The organism is Pseudarthrobacter sp. 10T415 (genome assembly GCF_056394175.1).
The window spans coordinates 1-18655 of the sequence record NZ_JBFTHJ010000032.1 but is presented as its reverse complement, the minus strand read 5'-3'; the positions used below and the strand labels follow the sequence as shown (position 1 = coordinate 18655).

The 18655-nt window shown below is 60.0% G+C and carries 15 protein-coding genes; 9 read left to right on the top strand and 6 right to left on the bottom strand.

Features of this window, described 5'->3' with window-relative positions; all coding sequences use genetic code 11:
- Positions 1–192: 192 nt before the first annotated feature.
- From AC1DBN_RS21120 to AC1DBN_RS21095, 6 genes are all read right to left on the bottom strand, one after another.
- Complete coding sequence (locus AC1DBN_RS21120; protein ID WP_091717167.1) at positions 193–1041, bottom strand: carbohydrate ABC transporter permease; 849 nt, start codon at positions 1039–1041, stop codon at positions 193–195.
- Positions 1041–1982 (bottom strand): carbohydrate ABC transporter permease, encoded by a 942-nt coding sequence (locus AC1DBN_RS21115; protein ID WP_091717169.1) that lies wholly within the window; start codon positions 1980–1982, stop codon positions 1041–1043. The genes AC1DBN_RS21120 and AC1DBN_RS21115 overlap by 1 nt, the downstream gene beginning before the upstream one ends.
- A gap of 66 nt (positions 1983–2048) precedes the next feature.
- A complete protein-coding gene (locus AC1DBN_RS21110; protein ID WP_091717171.1) occupies positions 2049–3398 on the bottom strand; it encodes an ABC transporter substrate-binding protein in 1350 nt (449 codons plus the stop codon).
- 1462 nt (positions 3399–4860) lie between these two features.
- Positions 4861–5391, bottom strand: coding sequence for a gluconokinase (locus AC1DBN_RS21105; protein ID WP_231994416.1), 531 nt, complete (start codon positions 5389–5391; stop codon positions 4861–4863).
- Positions 5392–5703: a putative quinol monooxygenase gene (locus AC1DBN_RS21100; RefSeq protein WP_091717173.1), complete on the bottom strand. Its 312-nt coding sequence runs from the start codon at positions 5701–5703 to the stop codon at positions 5392–5394.
- 244 nt (positions 5704–5947) lie between these two features.
- Positions 5948–6937 carry a sugar-binding transcriptional regulator gene (locus AC1DBN_RS21095; protein ID WP_091717175.1) on the bottom strand — a complete coding sequence of 330 codons (990 nt, stop codon included), beginning with the start codon at positions 6935–6937 and terminating at the stop codon, positions 5948–5950.
- A 315-nt stretch (positions 6938–7252) separates the two neighbouring features.
- On the opposite strand from AC1DBN_RS21095, the gene AC1DBN_RS21090 reads away from it, so the two are divergent.
- The 9 genes from AC1DBN_RS21090 to AC1DBN_RS21050 all read left to right on the top strand — a co-directional run bounded on the left by AC1DBN_RS21090 (position 7253) and on the right by AC1DBN_RS21050 (position 18406).
- Positions 7253–8215: a sugar phosphate isomerase/epimerase family protein gene (locus AC1DBN_RS21090; RefSeq protein ID WP_157693413.1), complete on the top strand. Its 963-nt coding sequence runs from the start codon at positions 7253–7255 to the stop codon at positions 8213–8215.
- Positions 8216–9184, top strand: a complete 969-nt coding sequence (locus tag AC1DBN_RS21085; RefSeq protein WP_091717179.1) for a PfkB family carbohydrate kinase — start codon at positions 8216–8218, stop codon at positions 9182–9184. It begins immediately after the preceding gene.
- A 306-nt stretch (positions 9185–9490) separates the two neighbouring features.
- Positions 9491–10549 carry a sugar ABC transporter substrate-binding protein gene (locus tag AC1DBN_RS21080; protein WP_157693414.1) on the top strand — a complete coding sequence of 353 codons (1059 nt, stop codon included), beginning with the start codon at positions 9491–9493 and terminating at the stop codon, positions 10547–10549.
- A gap of 14 nt (positions 10550–10563) precedes the next feature.
- On the top strand, positions 10564–12069 hold the full coding sequence (locus AC1DBN_RS21075) for a sugar ABC transporter ATP-binding protein (RefSeq protein ID WP_091717183.1): 1506 nt from the start codon (positions 10564–10566) through the stop codon (positions 12067–12069).
- Positions 12066–13139: an ABC transporter permease gene (locus tag AC1DBN_RS21070; RefSeq protein ID WP_091717185.1), complete on the top strand. Its 1074-nt coding sequence runs from the start codon at positions 12066–12068 to the stop codon at positions 13137–13139. The genes AC1DBN_RS21075 and AC1DBN_RS21070 overlap by 4 nt, the downstream gene beginning before the upstream one ends.
- Positions 13140–13322: 183 nt before the next feature.
- Entirely contained in the window at positions 13323–14252 is a 930-nt protein-coding gene (locus AC1DBN_RS21065) for an amidohydrolase family protein (RefSeq protein WP_157693415.1), read from the top strand.
- A 226-nt stretch (positions 14253–14478) separates the two neighbouring features.
- Entirely contained in the window at positions 14479–15504 is a 1026-nt protein-coding gene (locus AC1DBN_RS21060; protein WP_091717189.1) for a LacI family DNA-binding transcriptional regulator, read from the top strand.
- 500 nt (positions 15505–16004) lie between these two features.
- Complete coding sequence (locus tag AC1DBN_RS21055) at positions 16005–17357, top strand: NAD(P)H-dependent oxidoreductase (RefSeq protein ID WP_091717190.1); 1353 nt, start codon at positions 16005–16007, stop codon at positions 17355–17357.
- Between the two features lie 158 nt (positions 17358–17515).
- Positions 17516–18406 carry an NAD(P)-dependent oxidoreductase gene (locus AC1DBN_RS21050; protein ID WP_091717192.1) on the top strand — a complete coding sequence of 297 codons (891 nt, stop codon included), beginning with the start codon at positions 17516–17518 and terminating at the stop codon, positions 18404–18406.
- The last annotated feature ends 249 nt before the right edge of the window (positions 18407–18655 follow it).

The window sequence follows — 18655 nt, the reverse complement described above, 5'->3', positions numbered from 1 at the left end:
CTCATCCGGACCTCCAAATGTTGCTTTCATCAGATGAAGCAACATTGAGGGTGGTCCTGGTTCAGACCGTCACAACCAACCGGCGAGTCGTGGGATGGTCCTGATTCAAGCCGTCACACCGGTCCTGAATCAAACTGCCATAGTCACCACTCCCTTTTGCCATCCCCACAAGGTCCGTAGCGTCGGAATTACTCAACGGGAGACGCCACCCAAAGCAACCCCTTTTGCTATGGATTTATTAAAGATCAGATAGATGATCACCAAGGGGATGGTGGCGAGTGTCAACCCCGCAAACATTGCCCCGGTGTTATTGCTGAATTGACCTTGAAAATCAAGCAGTCCCACGGGAATCGTACGGCTGGACGGAGTCTGCAGCAGAACGATCGCCAGCTGCGTTTCGCCCCAAACAAAGAACCCGTTGACCATCCCGACAGCGACAATAGGTCCTTTCGAGAGTGGAAGAACGATGCGAGTGAACGTGGCAGTGATACCCAAGCCGTCGAGGGCGGCTGCCTCTCGGAGTTCACCAGGGAAGCCCATGTAAAAGCCATGAAGGATCAGTACGCATGTAGGCAGACACAGGGCGACGTAGACGACCCCGAGCGCCCACGGTGAACTGAGCAGGTTCAGGGTGCTGAAGGCTGAGTAGTACGGCAGCAGCAACATGATCAGGGGCAGGGTGGTGGCAACGAGGAATGCACGAATGATTGCGACTCGAACACGTGTTGGAGTCAGCGTCGCGAAGTAGGCTGTCAGTGCTCCAAGCAACAGCGAGAACGTGATCGCCACGACAGCAACGACGGCTGAGTTGAGTAGATAGGTGGAAAATCCTCGCCCGCCGCTTGGTCCGGTCCAGGCGTCAAGGAAGTTGGTTGGATTCCATTCGGCGTTGACTACGCCCAGAGGGTTGGTAAATATATCGGTGTTCGACTTGAAACCGAGCAGAATGATGAGCAGAAAGGGCAGAGCGGCCAGAACAGACCACACTACCGCTGTGATTTGTGCTGCTGTGCCGGCGGGGGTCAGGCGTTTTTTAGTCATTAGTCGTCCGCTGCTTTCCTGGAGCCGAGCCACTGCCCGGCGAATCCGACGGCCAGGAGGATGACGCCACCGATAACGCTTATAGCAGCAGCCATCCCGAAGTCACCAAATCGGAAGGCTTCCTTATAGACCTGCACAGGCAGGATGGTTGTTACGTCGCCCGGGCCCCCTTGGGTCATGCCCCATACAAGAGTGAAGCCGTTAAAGGCCCAGATCGCTTCGAGCAGGATGATCATTGACAGTACTGGCCTAACCAACGGCAGGGTGATGAGGAAGAAGCTCCTGACTGGTGAAGCACCGTCGAGGGAGGCTGCCTCGTAGGTGGACACTGGCACTTCCTCCATGGCCCCGAGAATAACCAGGAACGCGAATCCGGCTCCCTGCCAGATCGCGACAGCGATAATGACGTACATGGCCGTGGATGAATCGGAGAGCCACGCGTGGGTGTCACCCAGTCCTATCGCACCCAGAAAAGCGTTCACGGCTCCAGAACGCGGCTGAACGGAGAGGCTCCAGAACACTGCGACCGCAGATGGCGGAGCGATCGCCGGAAGGAACCAGACGATGCGGTAGAAAGCACCGCCGTAAATTTTTCCGCTAATCAAGGCGGCCAAGATTGTGGCGATGATGCCGATGCCTGCGGCCGTGCCGATGCCGAGGAGTATTGAGTTCAGCAGTGAATTCAGGAAGCTGTTATCGGTGAGCAGCTGCAGGTAGTTATCGACTCCGGTAAAGCGACGCTGGCCAATGCCTGACCATTGGGATAGTGAAGTCTGCAGCAGGTCGATGACAGGAAGTCCGAAGAAGATGATCAGGACGGTGATCCCTGGTGCAAGCATCAGGGCTATCTCCCGTGAAGCCCGGCGCGTTGTTTTCCCTGCTCCGCGTAGGGGAGCAGGAGGATTGCTCGTTGCTGGCGAGGTGTTGGCGGTTATCGTCATGAAGTTTGTTCCTTTGCGAAGCGTCGCTGTCACCCGCCCGTTCGCGCGGGTGACAACGACGATCTCCTACCCGTTCTTGGCCTTGAAGTTCTCGAACTGTCGTTGCTGGTTCTGTCCCAGCTGGTCGAGGGAGACCTGGCCGCCCAAGTACTTTTGGATTTCGGGGTCAATGAAGGACTGACCTAATGAACCGGGCAGAATGCTGGTCCAACCCGTGGTGGTTCCGTTTCCTGAGCTGAAGGTAACAATTTCCTGGACGACCTCGCCGAGGGCGGGAATATCGGCGGCTTTGACGGTTTGGACGGAGGGGAGCGAACCGACGTTCTCGGCGGCGTACTTTTGCACCGCATCGGAAACGTAGAGTTCCAGGAAGTCCTTTGCGAGGTCCGGACTCTTAGCCGTTCGTGGTACTGCCAGGGTGTCCCCGGCGTAGACGATTGGAACGGTCGGTTTGCCAGAGGTTTTTCCGGGGAGCAGCAGCCATCCATAGTCGAAGGGCAAATCGGTTTTTTCGAGGACAGAGGGTATCCATGTGCCCCCAAGGAACATCGCCGACTTGCCGGAGGTGAAGGCTGCTTGTGCCTGATCACCATCCTGGCCCAAGACCCCTTCCTGGAAGACACCTTTATCCGCCCAGCCCTTGAATTGCTTCACGGAATCCGTGAACTCGGTGCTCGTGTAGGGAGTGGTCTGCGTTTGGCCGGACTTCCAGGAATTCTTGAAGTCATCCAAGGCCTTGTCGGATGCGTTGGCCTGAAGCTGCCCGTCGACAAGCCACCCCCACTGGTAACCGGCGTTCCCGCCCATCGCGAGTCCATCGAAGCCTGCGGTTTTGAGTTTCCCAATGACGTCGTAGAGCTCGTCGTTCGATCGAATTTGATGATCCGCCGGCTCTGTGATTCCCGCCTTCCGGAAGGCGTCTTTGTTGTAGAAAACTACGTTGTAGAGGGTCGTGTCGAACAGTACGACATAGGGGGTGTCGTTGGACTTGAGAGACGTGGCCATCGACGCCTCGTAGCGCGTGTCAAGGTCAGCGTTTTCCCAGACATCGTCGAGAGGTAGGAGCGCGTCTGCCTTGAGGAGGTCCAGGTACGGTTGAGCATTTGTCGGGACCAGTCCGATGTCGGGCGCGTTTGTGGATGCCATGATTTGCGCATTGGTCGAGCTCTTTTGTTCTTCCGTAATCGTCTGCAAATCCACCTTGACGCCCTCGTGTGAGGCCTCGAACTTGGACGCTGCATATTGAAAGGCTGGCAACTGTGCAGACTGAACTTGGACGACCAACGTTTTCGACGCGTCTTCGCTGCTGCCCGAACCGCAGGCGGAGAGAGCCAAGCCCGAAAGCGTGACGGCAGCAATGATGCCAAGGCCCAGTCGCGAACGGCGGAGGCCGGGACCCTTGATGGTGTCTTGCATATGTCTACTTCACTTCCTCAAGCAGGGTGATGGGTTATGTACGGGTGAATAATTTCGAGCTAGCCAGCTTCCTGTTGCTGGCTTGTTCTTGGCGTATGGCGCACTTTCAGGGACGCCGGTAGGCGCAGGGATGCGACGTCATTTGCCCCAGCCTCGAAGGCTAGTGGTCCCGGCGACGTATACGATCTACAGAACCTCCAAAAGCGCGCTGAGCACCAAAACGAAACGTTTCGCCTTTTGTGATCAGAGTTACGTTATATTCTGAGACGACTATTCGTCAATCTTTGAGACCGGAGGGTCGCATCGCCGTTCGTGTATTACGAAACGATTCGCTATTGATCATCACGCCGTCTTCAGTTGACCCCTAGTCACCCCTCCTAGTGCCGGGGGGAGGGCAAGCGGACGACAGGGCTCCGGGGGCCTCGCCCTCGTTCAGCCAGTCTTTTGCGATGGCTGACGCGGGATTCAAGAAGCGCTTGGATCAGTTCGAGGGGGCTGTACAACGAGCGATAGGAGTTGCGGCAGCGCGGTCGTCATGCCGGCAAGGAAGTCGTGTTGGCAGAGATGCGCCTGGATAACACCTTGGCGGGAGCTGTACGCCTTCATGGAGCTTACCGCTGTCGTCGCATCATTCCCTGAGAGTCGGCTCTCCCTCTCCCCAGTCGCGATTTGGAAACGCCGATAGCTTATATTCGGTCAAGTAGCTATCGGGTAATGCTAGAAAGCAGAAGCCCAGTGGGGGTTCCCCGCACGCCTTGGCCCCTTAAAGTTTTTCTGAGGGCGCCTCGTCCTAGAGCAGCGTTGGACAGGGGGCAGGGGAGCGCGGGCAACTTGCGGGCGCCGGTCTCGGGTCGGAATAGCGCGAAATTCCGCATTGCTGACGGTGGCTCATGATGTTCTTAGATCCCACCCTGACAGTTGGAGGGGCAGGAAACCGAGCTGCGGTAGCCCGAGAACTATCAAAATAGTCCGAAAAATCGGGTCTTTATGGGAGTCGCTTAGCGAAGGGGGGCGATGTCACCTCCTGCGGTTCGTCAGGTGTCTGAGAACCAGACCAGAGCTCCACCTACGGAGAAGTCTTCCCACGTCAGGCGCCCCGACGTCAGGTTGGGGTGTGGTTCCGCCTGACAGCGATGGAGTTTGAAGGATCGTGCTCCGCTCAGGTGCCTTCTCTGGTCGGATGGGTTCGTTATTTTGTTGCAGAGGCGCGGTTGAAGGCAAGGGTGTGTAGTCCGGCAGGGAGTCGAGTCGGGGCGCTCCCCGGTTCGAGGTCAAGGACCACGGGGACGCAGGCGAACCGCTGGAGCTCCGTTAGCTGTGGCCTGGTGGTGTCCAGCCCCAGGCCTTGTCCGTGGAAGACCAGTCCAGAACCTGACCCCCGAGCTGGCGTTTCTCGTCCTGGTCAAGCGTGCTCAGCCGCACGTACCCGCTCCGCTGTCCGGCGACTGGCTGCCTCCTCCCTCTACCTGTGAGGTTGAGTTCTAGAGCTGTCCGATTGCAGGCTGCTCAGTTGGACGCTGATCCGCTCGACGGTTGCTTCGACTCCTTCGTCCGAGTTCATCGCGAGCCCGATTTCATCTTGTTGGAGCGGCTCGAGTGTTTCGAGCTGAGACGTGAGGAGGGAGGCCGGCATGAAGTGGCCAGGTCGCAGGGTCATGCGGACTCGCAATACCGGCGTTGCGACGTTCAGCAAGACAAATGCGGTTGATGGGGCCACGGCGCGGATCGCGTCCCGATAAACGCGTTTGAGCGCGGAGCAGGCCACAACGATGCCGCTGCCGGACTCGGCAGCAAGTGCTGCACCTACCAACTGGAGCCAGGGCCACCGGTCTTCATCCGTCAGGGGAGTACCGGCGGCCATTTTTTGCACGTTAGCAGGCGGATGGAGGGAGTCGGCGTCTATAAATGCTGCACCGATGCGGGCCGCCAGTGCGGCACCGACGGTGGACTTGCCGGCACCGGATACGCCCATGACGACGATAGCCCAGGACAACTAGATCTCTCCTTGGCTCGTTGTGCCTGCGGGAATGGCGCTCAATCGGGTGACCTCAACGGGGGTGCTGAGTAGTCCCTCAAGTGAAGCATTGAGTCGCTTAACGGCCTCTCCTTCGCCGTGTGCATCAAGCAGTGCTGCGGATTGCCATTTTTCAATCATGACAATCTGGCCATTTGGTGCTTCATGGATGGCATAGAGCAGGCAGCCCGGCTCCTGATGGACTTCGGTGATGGCGGGCGAGAGTGCCTCTACGACCTTGTGGAAAGCGCCGTCGATGGGAGTGAAAACTGCGGTGACGATGATGGACATCAGAGTCCTGCTCTTTCTGTGTCGATTGGGGGGGGAACGGAATGTACGATCGGCGTGCTCAAAACAGGCTGGGAAGGAAGTTGGTGCTCCAAACGAATCCTGGGACAAAAGTGTAACCGATACCACTTTTGATCAAAATCCCAGATGCTAGGACGAGCCGGAGTGCGTGCCGGGCACTAGGGGGTACTTCGTTTGCCTCAGCTGCTTATGCCGCGCCTGGCGGGACTCGTACGCGCTGCGGGATTTAGAGTTGCGGTGGCTCCAAGAGTTGTCTTGCGACATCCGCGTCCGTTATGAGCACATTGATCCAGCCTCCGGTGACGGCGCCGCGGATGGCGTCCAATTTGCGCATGCCCCCGGCGACGCCTATGCGGCGCGGCACACTCATCATGGCGTCAGCGTCGATGGAAATCACCCTGTCTTCTATGGCGGGCTTCATGGGATGCCCGTTGATATCGAAGAATCGCAAACAAATCTCTCCGACGGCGCCGGCCCGGGATAGCTCACCTTCTTCCGCCCTGTTCAGTGCATTTCCACTGGCCTGCCAGAGGGGGGAGGCCGGGAACGTTCCGATTCCGACCAGCAAGGTGGTCAGCCGGTCCCAGGCGTCAATGGAGGCCGCCACGGCAGGGTCGCCCGTGAACGCTTCGCGGATCTGCTGGTTTGCCACGAGCCCCGGGCATCCCATGTAGTAGGGCTTGGCTGATGTCAGTTCCGCGAGATGGGAGACCAGCCGCGTCGCCTGTATTTGGGCCTGCGGGCTTCCCACCCCTCCTATGAGTTGGATCACTTCGTTGGCGATCTTTCTTGGCCGTGAGCGCATGGCTTCAACGGTGTGCAGGAGCGTGGTGCTCCACGAGGAGATCCCGATGTACTCGTTGGCGTCGATGGTTGTTTCCAGGTAGGTGGCGGCGGAAGAGCCCAAGCGCATGCCCAACGAAGCGCCGTCCATGACGTCTACCACGACAACTTCGCGGAGCCGGTACTTCTCTTCCAGCGCTTTCTCAAGCCCCACATAGATTCCTGCCGGCTGAACTATGGAGGTCCGCACGATACCCAGGTCCACCGCGTTCTTGAGGTAGCGCGAAACCCGCGCTTGCGAGAGTTTGAGGCGCTCGGATATCTCGCCCTGAGACAAGCCTTCCTCGTGGTAAAGCACGGCAATCTTGGTGAATAGCCGCAGCTGCTCAGTGCTCACCGACAATAAGGAGGAGGGCCCTGTGGTCTGCGTCATATTTCGTCACTTTCGTCGATGTTTGAATATTTATGCACCTTTGAATGTGCAGCGATTGTTTCTGGAGTGGCACCCCTCCCGCCGCGGCTCGCCCTTCGGACCCCGATGGTCGACCAGGAGCAGTGCTGCCCATTGCTGAATCAATATTCAGGACTGAAAAATTCTAGCCCCGTGGTGCCGATTTCCCCTCTGTCCGGGGGCAAACGGCTCATAAGCTTCCAACACCAGCCCAACTTCAGAGTCGAAGTTCCGTCAGGAATTTCGATCGGCGTCAACGTGGGCAAAGTTGCCTCCACGATCGAAAGCGAAATGCAGATGACAGATGTTAAGTTCTCCACCCGCCTCAATTCCTTCGGGCTGGGCAAGGGCAAGAAATACCCCAGCGGTGAGGATTCGGTGATCGACCTCATCGCCCTCGCCGGAAGCGTCAAGGGGCTGACGTCACTCGAACTGAACTACCCCGAGCACTTTGGCCGACATTCAGTCAAGGAGATCAAGGCGGCCTTAGCCAAGGCAGATCTTGATGTCCGCGGGATCCAGCTCCGCTGGCCGGCACCCCAGTTTTCCAACGGAGGGTTCACCAACCCCGACCCCGCACTTCGGGAAGCAGCCGTCACGATGGTCAAGGAAGCCATCAGCTTGTGCCGGGAGTTCGGCACCGACCATGTACTGCTCTGGCCGGCCCATGACGGCTACGAATACCCGCTGCAGATGGACTACATGCAGGCCTGGAACTGGATGGTTGAAAGCCTGCAGGCTGTCGCGGACGTCGATCAGGAAATCCGCATCTCGATCGAGTACAAGCCAGCCGAACCCCGCGGGCGCACTATTCTCAACACCACCGGTGCCGTAATGAACCTCATCAAAGACTGTAACCGCCCGAATCTTGGCGTCACCCTGGACTTCGGCCACCTGCTGATGGCCCGGGAGAACCCTGCGCAGTCCGCTGCCATGTGCCTGCGGGAGCAGAAACTGTTCGGACTTCAGCTCAATGACTCACACGGCGTGGCCGACGACGGCCTGGTAGTCGCGTCCATTCACTTCGCCGAGACACTGGAACTCGTGTACTACTTGCTCCGCGAGGGTTACCAGGGCACGTACTATTTCGATACCGATCCGGTCCGGGAGAACCCGGTCGCCGAATGCGAGATGAACATCGAGAGGATGGGGACCATCATCGACAAGGCCCGCGAGATGGTTCGGGACTATCCGGATCTCCCGAGCGGCGACGCGCTGCACTCGTCGAGCGTTTTGTGGTCGAAAGTCGTAGGTGTGTAGGTGCGTCCAACCGGTATCTGTGTCGTCGGATCGCTAAACGCGGATCTCATTGCTTATCTTGGCGCAGATGAGAGCGCAGCGAGCTATGTGGCCGGGAAGCGCTTCGAAATGGCTGCAGGCGGTAAGAGCCTGAACGCCGCAATGAGCATCGCATCGCTGGATCCGACCGTGACTCTTCTGGGACGTGTCGGCGCTGACGATCTGGGAAATTTCATCACGGCCGCCCTTCAGGCGCGGGGCATTTCAATCGACGGCATCATTCCCGATGACAGCATTCACACCGGCGTCGGGCATGTAAGAGTCAATCCCGAGGGCGAATACGACACGGTCGTTGTTCCGGGAGCCAACGGGAATTTCTCGCCGGCTGACATTGACGCCTACCTCGAGGACCATGCTCCGCCGGCGTTTGTAGTTCTGAATCTCGAGGTGCCTCTTCCCGCCGTACGGCACGCAGCCACCAGGTTCCGTGAGCTCGGTTCTCAAGTTGTTCTGAACCTCTCTCCAGTACACGCGGAAGCGAGGACGCTCCTTCGGCTCGCGGACGTAGTGGTCATGAATCTGAGCGAAGCCTGTCATGTGTTGGATGTCCCCCAAAACACAGACGTGCCGTTGCTCCTCGACGCTCTTCGAGAGGCGGGTGCCAAAACTCCCGTGCTGACACTCGGCGGCGGCGGGGTTGCCGCGCTGAACGGCAACGACCTCGTGCAGGCAAAGGTCGCACCGACCCGGGTCGTCAACTCAGTTGGCGCCGGCGACAGCTTCCTGGGAACGATGGTAGTAGCGATGGCCAACGACCACCCGTTCCCTGTGTGCCTTGGGGTCGCCAACGAGGCGGGCCGGCTGGTTTGTAGCCACTCGGAATCGTTTCTGACGCCCGCCGACGTCCAGCCCCTCGAGGAGGTAGTTGGCGTTCGTTTCGCCAAAGCCCCGGCTGGATCGTCTGCAGGATCGGAAAAAGTGCCTACCTGAAGGGCCGGGGGAGTGGGCGTCATACCCGGCCCGGTAGCAGTTCCGCCCGCCGCTACGGGTCCCCGTGTCGGGGTACCAGTGACATTAGACATAAAGCTAATCACCAGACTATTTACAAGGCAAAATCTCTTGTGGTACAAAAGTGGAACCGATACCACAGCAAAGCTGAGACTGAAGACTTCTCCGCCGACACCGAGCGGCTGATGAGCTCGGGCGCTGTTCCTCTCCCTGGACCTGATGCCCGGTAATAACAGCAAGAGTGCCGCGTGTTTTGCGGGCCTTCCAATGATGAAAGGAACTATCACAATGACCAGAATTCCTCGAACCGCTACACAGCTCCTCGCGGCCACGGCAGTGGTCGCGATGCTCGCGGCCTGCAGCGCCACTCCCGAAGGGCCGAGTGGTAAGTCGTCCCAATCCGCTGACTTGGTCAGCCTGGTTGATGCGTCTGGAAAGACGCCGATCAAGGACCTGAAGGCGAGCCTAGGCGATCCGAAGGGTTCGGCCGACACCAAGCTGTGCTACATCACCCGGACGCTTTCCAACGAGTTCTGGGGATTTGAGCGGGACGGCTTCGAGTCCGAGGCGAAGAAGCTGGGCGTCAAGTACCAGACGTTTGATGTGACCGATGAGTCGTCCATTACTGAGCAGCTGGACAAGGCCAAGAGCGCCTCCAACCAGGGCTGCACCGCCCTGCTTGCCTCGCCTATCTCGGCGACCGGTCTGGACACGGTCTTTACCGATGCCCTCGCAAAGGGCACTCCCGTCGTCGTTCTGAACGATGCCAAGGGCACCGTGCCGGGAAGCGTTTACGTAGGTCCTGATGCACTGACGATCGGCCAGACGGCTGCTGATTACATTGCAACCAAGCTTCCCGACGGCGGGAAGGTCGCCATGATCGAAGGTGACCCCGGATCATCTAACGCGCTGAACCGCGGCGAGGGTTTCAAGACGGGACTGGCTAAGCACCCGAACTTGCAACTGGTTGCCTCTCAAACGGCCAAGTGGGATCAAACCAAGGCGCAGGAGATCGCCTCGGCGATGCTCACAGCAAACCCGGATATCAAGGCGTTCTACTCGCAGAACGACGGTATGGCCCTGGGCGTCTCCGCCGCCATCGCGGCCAAGAACCTCACGGGCAAAGTCCTGCTGGTTGGAACCGACGGCATTCCCCAGGCCAAGAAGGAAATCCAGGCGGGCAACATGACCGCCACGGTGAGTGAGCAGCCCGTCACCGAAGGCGCCAGCGGCGTGGATGCCGCACTGTGGCTTTTGGCCGGCAAGAAGGTACCCGGTTGGGTCGATGTTCCTGCCTTCATCATCGATTCCGCCAATGTCGGTCAGTACCCGACCGGAATGCCATAAGGACGGTACGGATCATGGTTGCTCCGCTGCTTGAGCTGCAGAACATCGCGAAATCATTCCCCGGTGTCCGGGCCCTGAACGACGTCAGTTTCACCTTGGAAAGGGGCGAGATCTGCACGCTGGCAGGGGAAAACGGCGCCGGCAAGAGCACCCTGCTCGCTATCCTTGGCGGCTCTCTTGTTCCGGATCACGGCTCTGTGATCATCGATGGTGAGCCGAGGGCGCACTTCTCCCCACGGCAGGCACTCGCAGATGGGGTGAGGATTGCCCACCAGGAACCGGCCATCGTGCCACAACTATCGGTGGAGCAGAACCTCGTGCTCGGGCGGACAGCACGCCAGCGCCGGGACGCCGGCAAGGACATCGACCAGGCACTGGCCGATGTCGCCCAGATGGGATTCCCGCTCAAGGCGAAGGCTTCGGTGCGGGGGCTGAGCCCCGCCCAACGCCACGCCCTTACCATTGCCAGGGCCCTGGCCTTTGGCGCGAAGATCGTCGCCCTCGACGAACCTACGACCAGCATGCTGGAACACAACGTCGAAGGCGTCCTGAGCAGGGTGAGGGAAATCGCTCACACCCGTGGGGTAGGCATCATCTACGTTTCGCACAAGATGCCCGAGGTCATGAGCGTCTCCGATAAGGTCGTGGTCCTGCGTGATGGCACAGTCAATTACACAAAGCCGATTGTGGAGACCTCTGAACAGGAAATAGTACGGAACATGGTGGGCCGGGAACTGCTGTCGTTCAAACGACAGCACCCGGTGCCACCGGGTGCTCCGGTCCTGTTTTCGGCCTCGGACGTCAGTCACCCCAGCGGTGGAGGCCCTCTGGCCCTGGACGTGCGGGCTGGGGAAGTCGTGGGGATCGCTGGCCTGGTCGGCTCAGGCCGTACCGAGTTCCTGCGTGCAATCATTCGGGCCGACAAAGGCAGCACCGGCACGATAACCGTTGACGGCAAAAAACGCAGGATCCGGTCGCCAAGGGACAGCCGGAACGCTGGCATTGCGTTCATCCCCGAAGAACGCAAACACCAGGGCCTGGTCCTGCAGGTTCCCGCTTACTTCAATATCGCACTCACTGCGGACAGGCAGTTCAACGGTTTCGGCCCGATGATCAGCCTGCGAAAACAAATTGCCGCAGCGGAGGAAGCCGCGGCGCGAATGTCGCTCCGCCCCGCCAATGTTCGCCTCAACGCCCGTCAGTTCTCCGGCGGCAACCAACAAAAGATCGTCATCGCCAAGTGGACCTGGCGCAACACCAGAGTATTCCTCTTCGATGAGCCCACCAAGGGCGTGGACGTCGGCGGCAAGGTCGAAATCTACGAACTTATCGACGCCTTGGCCAAGGCCGGAAGCGCTGTGGTCGTCGTGTCGTCCGATCTGCCCGAGATCATCTCCCTCAGCGACCGGGTCAAAGTAATGCGGCAGGGTCAGTTCGTCTCCGAGCACACAGGCGATGACATTAATGAACACAGCCTCGTGGCCAACGCCATGGGCATCGCAGAAAGAACAACGACATGAGCCAGCCCACTCTGCCCAAGGATGCCACGGGCAAAGACAGCCAGAACGCCATTGTGAAGGAACGGTCAGAGGCCTCACCCGGGAAACGTCGCACCCGGCCGACGCTAAACCTCCAGGCGCTGGGAATTTATATCGCCGCCTTGGTCATCTTCCTCATCTTCGGGCTGCTGAACCAGAACTTCCTTACCTCCGGCAACCTTCGGGACATCGCCGTCTCGGCCAGCGTCAACGCAATCATCGGCCTTGGCATCACGTTTGTCATCATCACCGGCGGTATCGATCTGTCCGTCGGCTCGATTGCGAGTTTCGTCGGAATCGCTGCTGCCACCATGATGGTCAATGCCGGGACGTCCCCCTTCTTCGCCCTGCTTGCCGGCATAGCCCTCGGACTGGTCTGTGGCGCCCTCAACGGCCTGCTGATCACCAAACTCAAGCTGCCCCCCTTCATCGCCACCCTCGGAACGATGAGCATCTATCAGGGCTGCGCTTACGTGGTAACCAACGGAAAGCCCGTCTACAACATCCCCAAGGACTTCGTCTTCATGCTCAACAGCTACGTCGGCGGAGTCCCGGTCGCGGTCATCCTCGTCGCGGTCCTGGCCATCCTCTGCTGGCTGCTGCTCCGCCGCACCGTGTTTGGACAGAACGTCATCGCTACCGGTGGCAGCGAAGAAACGGCCTGGCTCTCCGGTGTCCGTGTCGACAGGGTAAAAATCGCCGTTTACGCTCTCTCCGGCGTACTGGCAGGAATCGGCGGACTGGTCATCGTAGCCCGAATCAACGCGGCCCAGACTGACGCCGGCAGCCCCTACCTGCTCACGGCCATCGCCTCCGCAGTGATCGGCGGAGCCAACCTCATGGGCGGCGAGGGACGCATCGCCGGGACCCTGGTTGGAGCCCTGATCCTCGGTGCACTCACCAACGGGCTCGTCCTCCTCAACGTCCCGAGCTTCTACGAACAGATCGTCACCGGCCTCGTCGTTGTGATCGCCGTCGCCCTCGACCAAACCAGCAAAGGCTGGCCGTTGTTCAAGAAAAAATCACTACAGAAGAAGGAAGCGACAGCCTGACAAAACCTCAAGAGGGGGAGGTACCCGGGAGCCTACAATCAGGCACCGGGGTTGCACTGATGGGCGGCTGCGGAGAATTCCGTGGCCGCCTACCCCCGCTACGCCCCCGGCGCCTATGGTCCATCCCGCAAGCTGCAGGCCATACAGCACGCCGAGGGAACGCCCGGAAATTAGGAGATCTCAGTGCTCGATTTTGATATCGTCGACGCCCATCACCACCTGTGTGACTACTCCCGACCATACCCATGGCTCCAAGGGCCGGCAGAACCGTTCCGCTACCACGGGGATGACCGGCCGCTCCGGCGAAACTATCTCATCGAGGATTACCTGGATGATGCCAGGGGATTGCGCCTGGCCGGGTCCGTCCATATCGAAAACGGAGCCGCTGACGCTATCTGGGAAGCAGACTGGATCCAGGACGTCCACGACAACAGCGGCCTACCATCCGTTCAAGTAGCCAAGGCCTCCCTGGCCGAGGCAGGAGTAATACCCCGCTTGGAACGCCTCGCGGCGATTCCATCGGTACGCGGCATCCGCGACATCCTTAACTGGCACCCGGACCCCCGATACACCCACACGTCCCGGCCGGACCTAATCACGGACACCCAATGGTTGAAAGGGTTCTCGTGTCTTTCTGCGCTGGGCCTGTCCTTCGACCTCCAGGTATTCCCCGCCCAGCTGGACCAGGCGGCCCAATTGGCCGCCAACCATCCGGACACCACGATTATCCTGGACCACGCGGGAATGCCCATTCACCGCGACCCCGCGTCCCTACGGGATTGGAAGGCCGGAATGAAACACTTGGCAAAGCAGCCAAACGTGGTAACAAAGATTTCCGCCCTCGGAACGAATGACCACTCCTGGACGACGGCATCAATCCGACCCATCGTCCTGGACACCATCGACGTGTTCGGGCCCCACCGGACCATGTTCGGAAGCAACTTCCCGGTTGACAGCCTCTACTCCAGCTTCACGGCGCTCTATGCTGCCTTCGACGAGATAACCTCCGCCATGAGCGACGATGAACGCAGACACCTCTTCGCGGAGACGGCCAGGAAGACGTATGGCATCGGCCCCTCGGCGGCGCCACACAAGCATGAAAAGCGGCAGTAATTTCCCGCCTCCTGCTTCAGGGCAAGAGGCTCGCAACGCCCTGGCCCCTGTTTCGGGCGGAGTGGGTTCAGTAGCTAGGCGAGGGGAGAAACGCCCGAAGTTCCCTTCCCGGCAAAGACATGGAACCGGTTACACTTTGTCACGTACCTCATTTTCAGGGTCAACACCTTAATTTGAAAGAATTGCCTTCAAGGGTCAGGGGTGCTGAACAGAACCAGGAGCAAGCGTGCAGAAGCAACCGACGATCCGGGATGTTGCCCAAGCCGCCGGCGTGTCCGTCGCCGTCGTATCCCGGGTCCTCAATCCCGGCTCAGGTCCCGTTGCGGCACTGACGCGAAGCAAGGTCAGCGACGCAATGGAAACCCTCGGCTACCATCCCAGAACAGCCGCCAGGGAACTGAAGCACGGTCCTCCAACCACCCTCGGACTCCTGCTCGCAGACGTTTCCAATCCTTTCTTTGCCCACTTGGCCGACCTGGTAGTGCAAGAAGCCCACTCCCGCGGCATCCAGGTGCTTCTGATGACGACTCAGGAGGATGACCGGCTGGAGTCCGAACGCCTCGCGACGCTGATCGAACGCAGGGTCAGCGGCATCATTGCGACGCCGACCGGCAACAACCTTGAAATCTGGAAGAAGCTACAGGACCTGGGCACCGGTGTGGTCTTCGTCGACCGCTCAATCCCGGAAATGCCGGAAGTTGATGTCGTGAGCATCAACAACGTTGAGTCTGCCCGGTCGGCGACGGCTCTCATGGCTGCCCACGGGCACCGTCGAATTGCCATCATCTCCGGACCCGCCACCTCCACAACGGGGCGCGACCGGGTCGCCGGCTACCAGGAGGCACTGAGGGAAGCTGGTCTGGCCGAGGACCGTACGCTGATCCGGTCCGCCGCGTTCCGAGGAACTTCGGGCGGCGATGCCGTCACGGCCCTGCTCAATCTCCAAGATCGGCCCACGGCCCTCGTGGTGGCTAATACCGCTCAGGTCACCGCAGTGCTGCGCCGTCTCGCACATGCCGGAATCTCCATCCCGGACGAGCTTTCCGTCGTCGTGTTCGAGGATTCCCCGTGGACAGAACTGATGACTCCGCCGCTGACGATCATTCGGCAGCCTATCGACATGCTGGCCAGACACTCCGTGCAACTGGCGCTCTCCAACGCCAACGGGACAACCACCGGAAAACCAACGACAGTCCGCGTCGACGCTGAGCTCGTCGAACGGTCCAGCGTCGTAGCGCCCAAGACAGCCTAGAAGCCTTCCCGCCGGCGGATATCCGGGAGAGGGAGCGGGAACCCGGCTCGCCTGGATGCCGGAAGCCTGAGCGGGCGGCAGGCTTGGTTGCTTCTGAGCACCCGCACTGTTTCTTGCGGCGCCGTTTCCCGGGAACAGGGAGTGACCTGAGCGTGTGCCAACCGAGTCGGAATGGCATATGACGCCGGCAGTTTGGGTCCCTCTACCGCACGCGGCGCGTCCTGACTCCGGCCCAAAGCATCCAATCATTGGAGAGCCGATCGCCCAGGTACTGCTCCGGTTTGATGCCCTATGATATACCGCGGCTCCCACGGCATCATGGTTCCAGTCCGCCCATTTCGGATTTGAGGAGTGGTGCTGTTGACACGACCTAAACTCCACTGGTACAAAAGTGTAACCGGTTCCACTCCGGTCCCACAAACTCCAGTTCGCGACGAAGATGTTGCTCCTCCTCTCTGGGAGCCACCTTTCCGCCGCGATACGTCAAGCAGAGGATCCCCATGAACCTTCACCAGCTTCTCAGTGACCGCGAGCAGGAAGGTCGCCCCATCCGGGTTGGCCTGATCGGTGCAGGCCGTTACGGCACCATGTACTTGGCCCAGGCGAACAACATCCCAGGCGTCCACGTCGTCGCCATCGCCGACATCAACGTCAAGCGCGCCGAGGGGGCCTTCGACCTGGTCGGCTGGCCGAAGAACCAGATTGCCCCGGACATCGCGACCGCCTTACGGGACCGCACCACAACCATCGTGGCTAACGCGGACGAGCTCTTCGAAGTCGATATCGACGTCATCGTTGAAGCAACGGGCAACCCCATCGTCGGTGTGAAGCACGCGCTGCGGGCGATTGAAACGAAGAAGCACATCATCATGGTCACCGTCGAGGCCGATGCCCTGGCAGGGCCCGCCCTGGCCAAGCGTGCGGAGGCAGCCGGCGTTGTCTACTCCATGGCGTACGGTGACCAGCCGGCCCTCATCATGGAACTTGTCGACTGGGCGCGGACCAGCGGCTTCGACGTTGTCTGCGCCGGCAAGGGCGCAAAGTTCCTCGAGCACTATCACGAGATGAACCCGGACAACGTGTGGGAGAACTGGGAGTTCTCCAAGGAACTCACGGATTCCGGACAGCTGAACCCGAACATGCACACCTCTTTCCGTGACGGCACCAAGGCGTCCATCGAGATGGCCGCCGTTGCCAACGGTGCCGGGCTGGTGCCTTCCGACACCGGGCTAACGTTCACTCCGGGGGACGTCGAAGAGATCGCCACCATCTGCCGGCCAGCCGATGTCGGGGGAGTCCTCGCCCATGAAGGCACCGTCGACGTCATGTCCAGCGTCAAGCGCGACGGCACCTGGATCCCGCACAACACTCAGGAAGGCGTGTTCGTCGTGGTGAAGGCAACGAACGCCTACGTTTCGGGCTGCTTCACCGAGTACCCGTGGCACCCGGACCCCACAGGCCAGTACGCCGCGCTCTACCGCCCTTACCACTACGTGGGCCTGGAACTGAACATGTCCATCGCCAACGCGGCCCTCCGCGGGATCGCCACAGGTTCGCCTATCGGGTTCTTCGGCGACGTTGTGGCGACAGCAAAGAAGGACCTCAAGGCCGGTGAATTCCTCGACGGTGAAGGCGGATACACGGTTTGGGGCCAGTTGGTTTCGGCCAAGCACTCCGTCGCAACCGGCGCCCTTCCCGTTGCTTTGGCCCACCATGTGGAACTGCGAAATGACGTAGCCAAGGGCGGGATCGTCGGCTGGGACGACGTCATCATGGACGATTCCCTGGCCCAGGCACTGGAGCTCCGCCGGGAAACCGAAGCGCTCGTCTCGGAATCCAAAATCAACGCCTGACCCCCGCCGGCGTCGGCTGCTACGCCGCTTGTACAACTGCCCGCAAACCTGGCTGCCCTGTTCATGGGGCTCCTCGTACTTGCTGCCGTTCCCTAATTCAGCATCTTCCTCACCGCACTGGCCGGCTCATCACCTTCTAATCCAGGAGACAGTCAATAATGGACGCTTCTTCCGCCGGACTGCCCGCCTCAGTGGCTTTGCTAGGAACAGGTCCGATGGGCGCCCCCATCGCCCGGAACATCATCGCCGCAGGCGTTCCCCTGAAACTTTGGAACCGCACACTGGAAAAAGCCCGCGTAATTGACGGAGGCAGCGTCGTTGCACGTCCGGCAGATACAGCCAGCGAGGTCGTGCTGAGCGTGTTGCCCGACCTTCCCCAGGTTGCAGCCCTTCTACACGGTGAAGACGGGCTGCTGGCCGGGTGGAAGAGGGCCGACATAAAAAATCCGATCCTCGTGATTCACGGGACAGTGTCACCAGTAGCAGTTGCGGAATTCGCTGATGACTGCCTCCGAAATTGGGGCCTGACCGTTGTGGACGCTCCGCTCAGCGGCGGCACAATCGGGGCCGAGGAGGGCCGGCTGAGCATTATGATCGGAGGCCCCCGCGGCGCAATGGAACGTGTTCGACCGCTGTTCGCGCTATACGGCTCGACCATCGTGTGGTTCGGCGACACGGGCACAGGGTCAACCGTAAAGGCGTGCAATCAGATCGTCGTTGCCGCCACCGTCACGGCCTTGGCGGAGGCGATGGCCTTGGCCAGCTCCGCGGGACTGGACCTTGAAAAGGTGCAATCCGTGCTCTCCGGCGGCCTCGCCAACTCCGAAGTGCTGACACAAAAGGGACGTCGTTGGATCGACCAAGACTACGCGGGAGGAGGATCTGCCAAGAACCAGCTCAAAGACCTCAAGTTCATCACCGAGACTGCCGAGAATAGAGGACTGAAACTTCCATTAGCCGAGTGCCTAAAGAGCGCGTTCGAGGACATGCTCGCAGCCGGCGACGGTGACCTGGACCACACAGGAATATACCGGACCATCCTCACCTAGCCCGCAAGCAACCAGATTGACGTTGACGCATGGCTAAAATGCGGTACCACTCCCCGCCTGCTTAAAAGGCCGATAATAAAGATTCTGTAAAGCTGGGGTGTTAGCGGCCATGAAAAACTGCCCATAGGCGGCCACGAAAGTGCCCGCTGGCGGCCAGTGGAACTGCCCGCCGGTGGCCATGAGATCTGCCCACTTCCTTACTGAACCGACCGCGTCTTAGGCGGTGGGGGCCTCTCCCTGGGGTTTTTT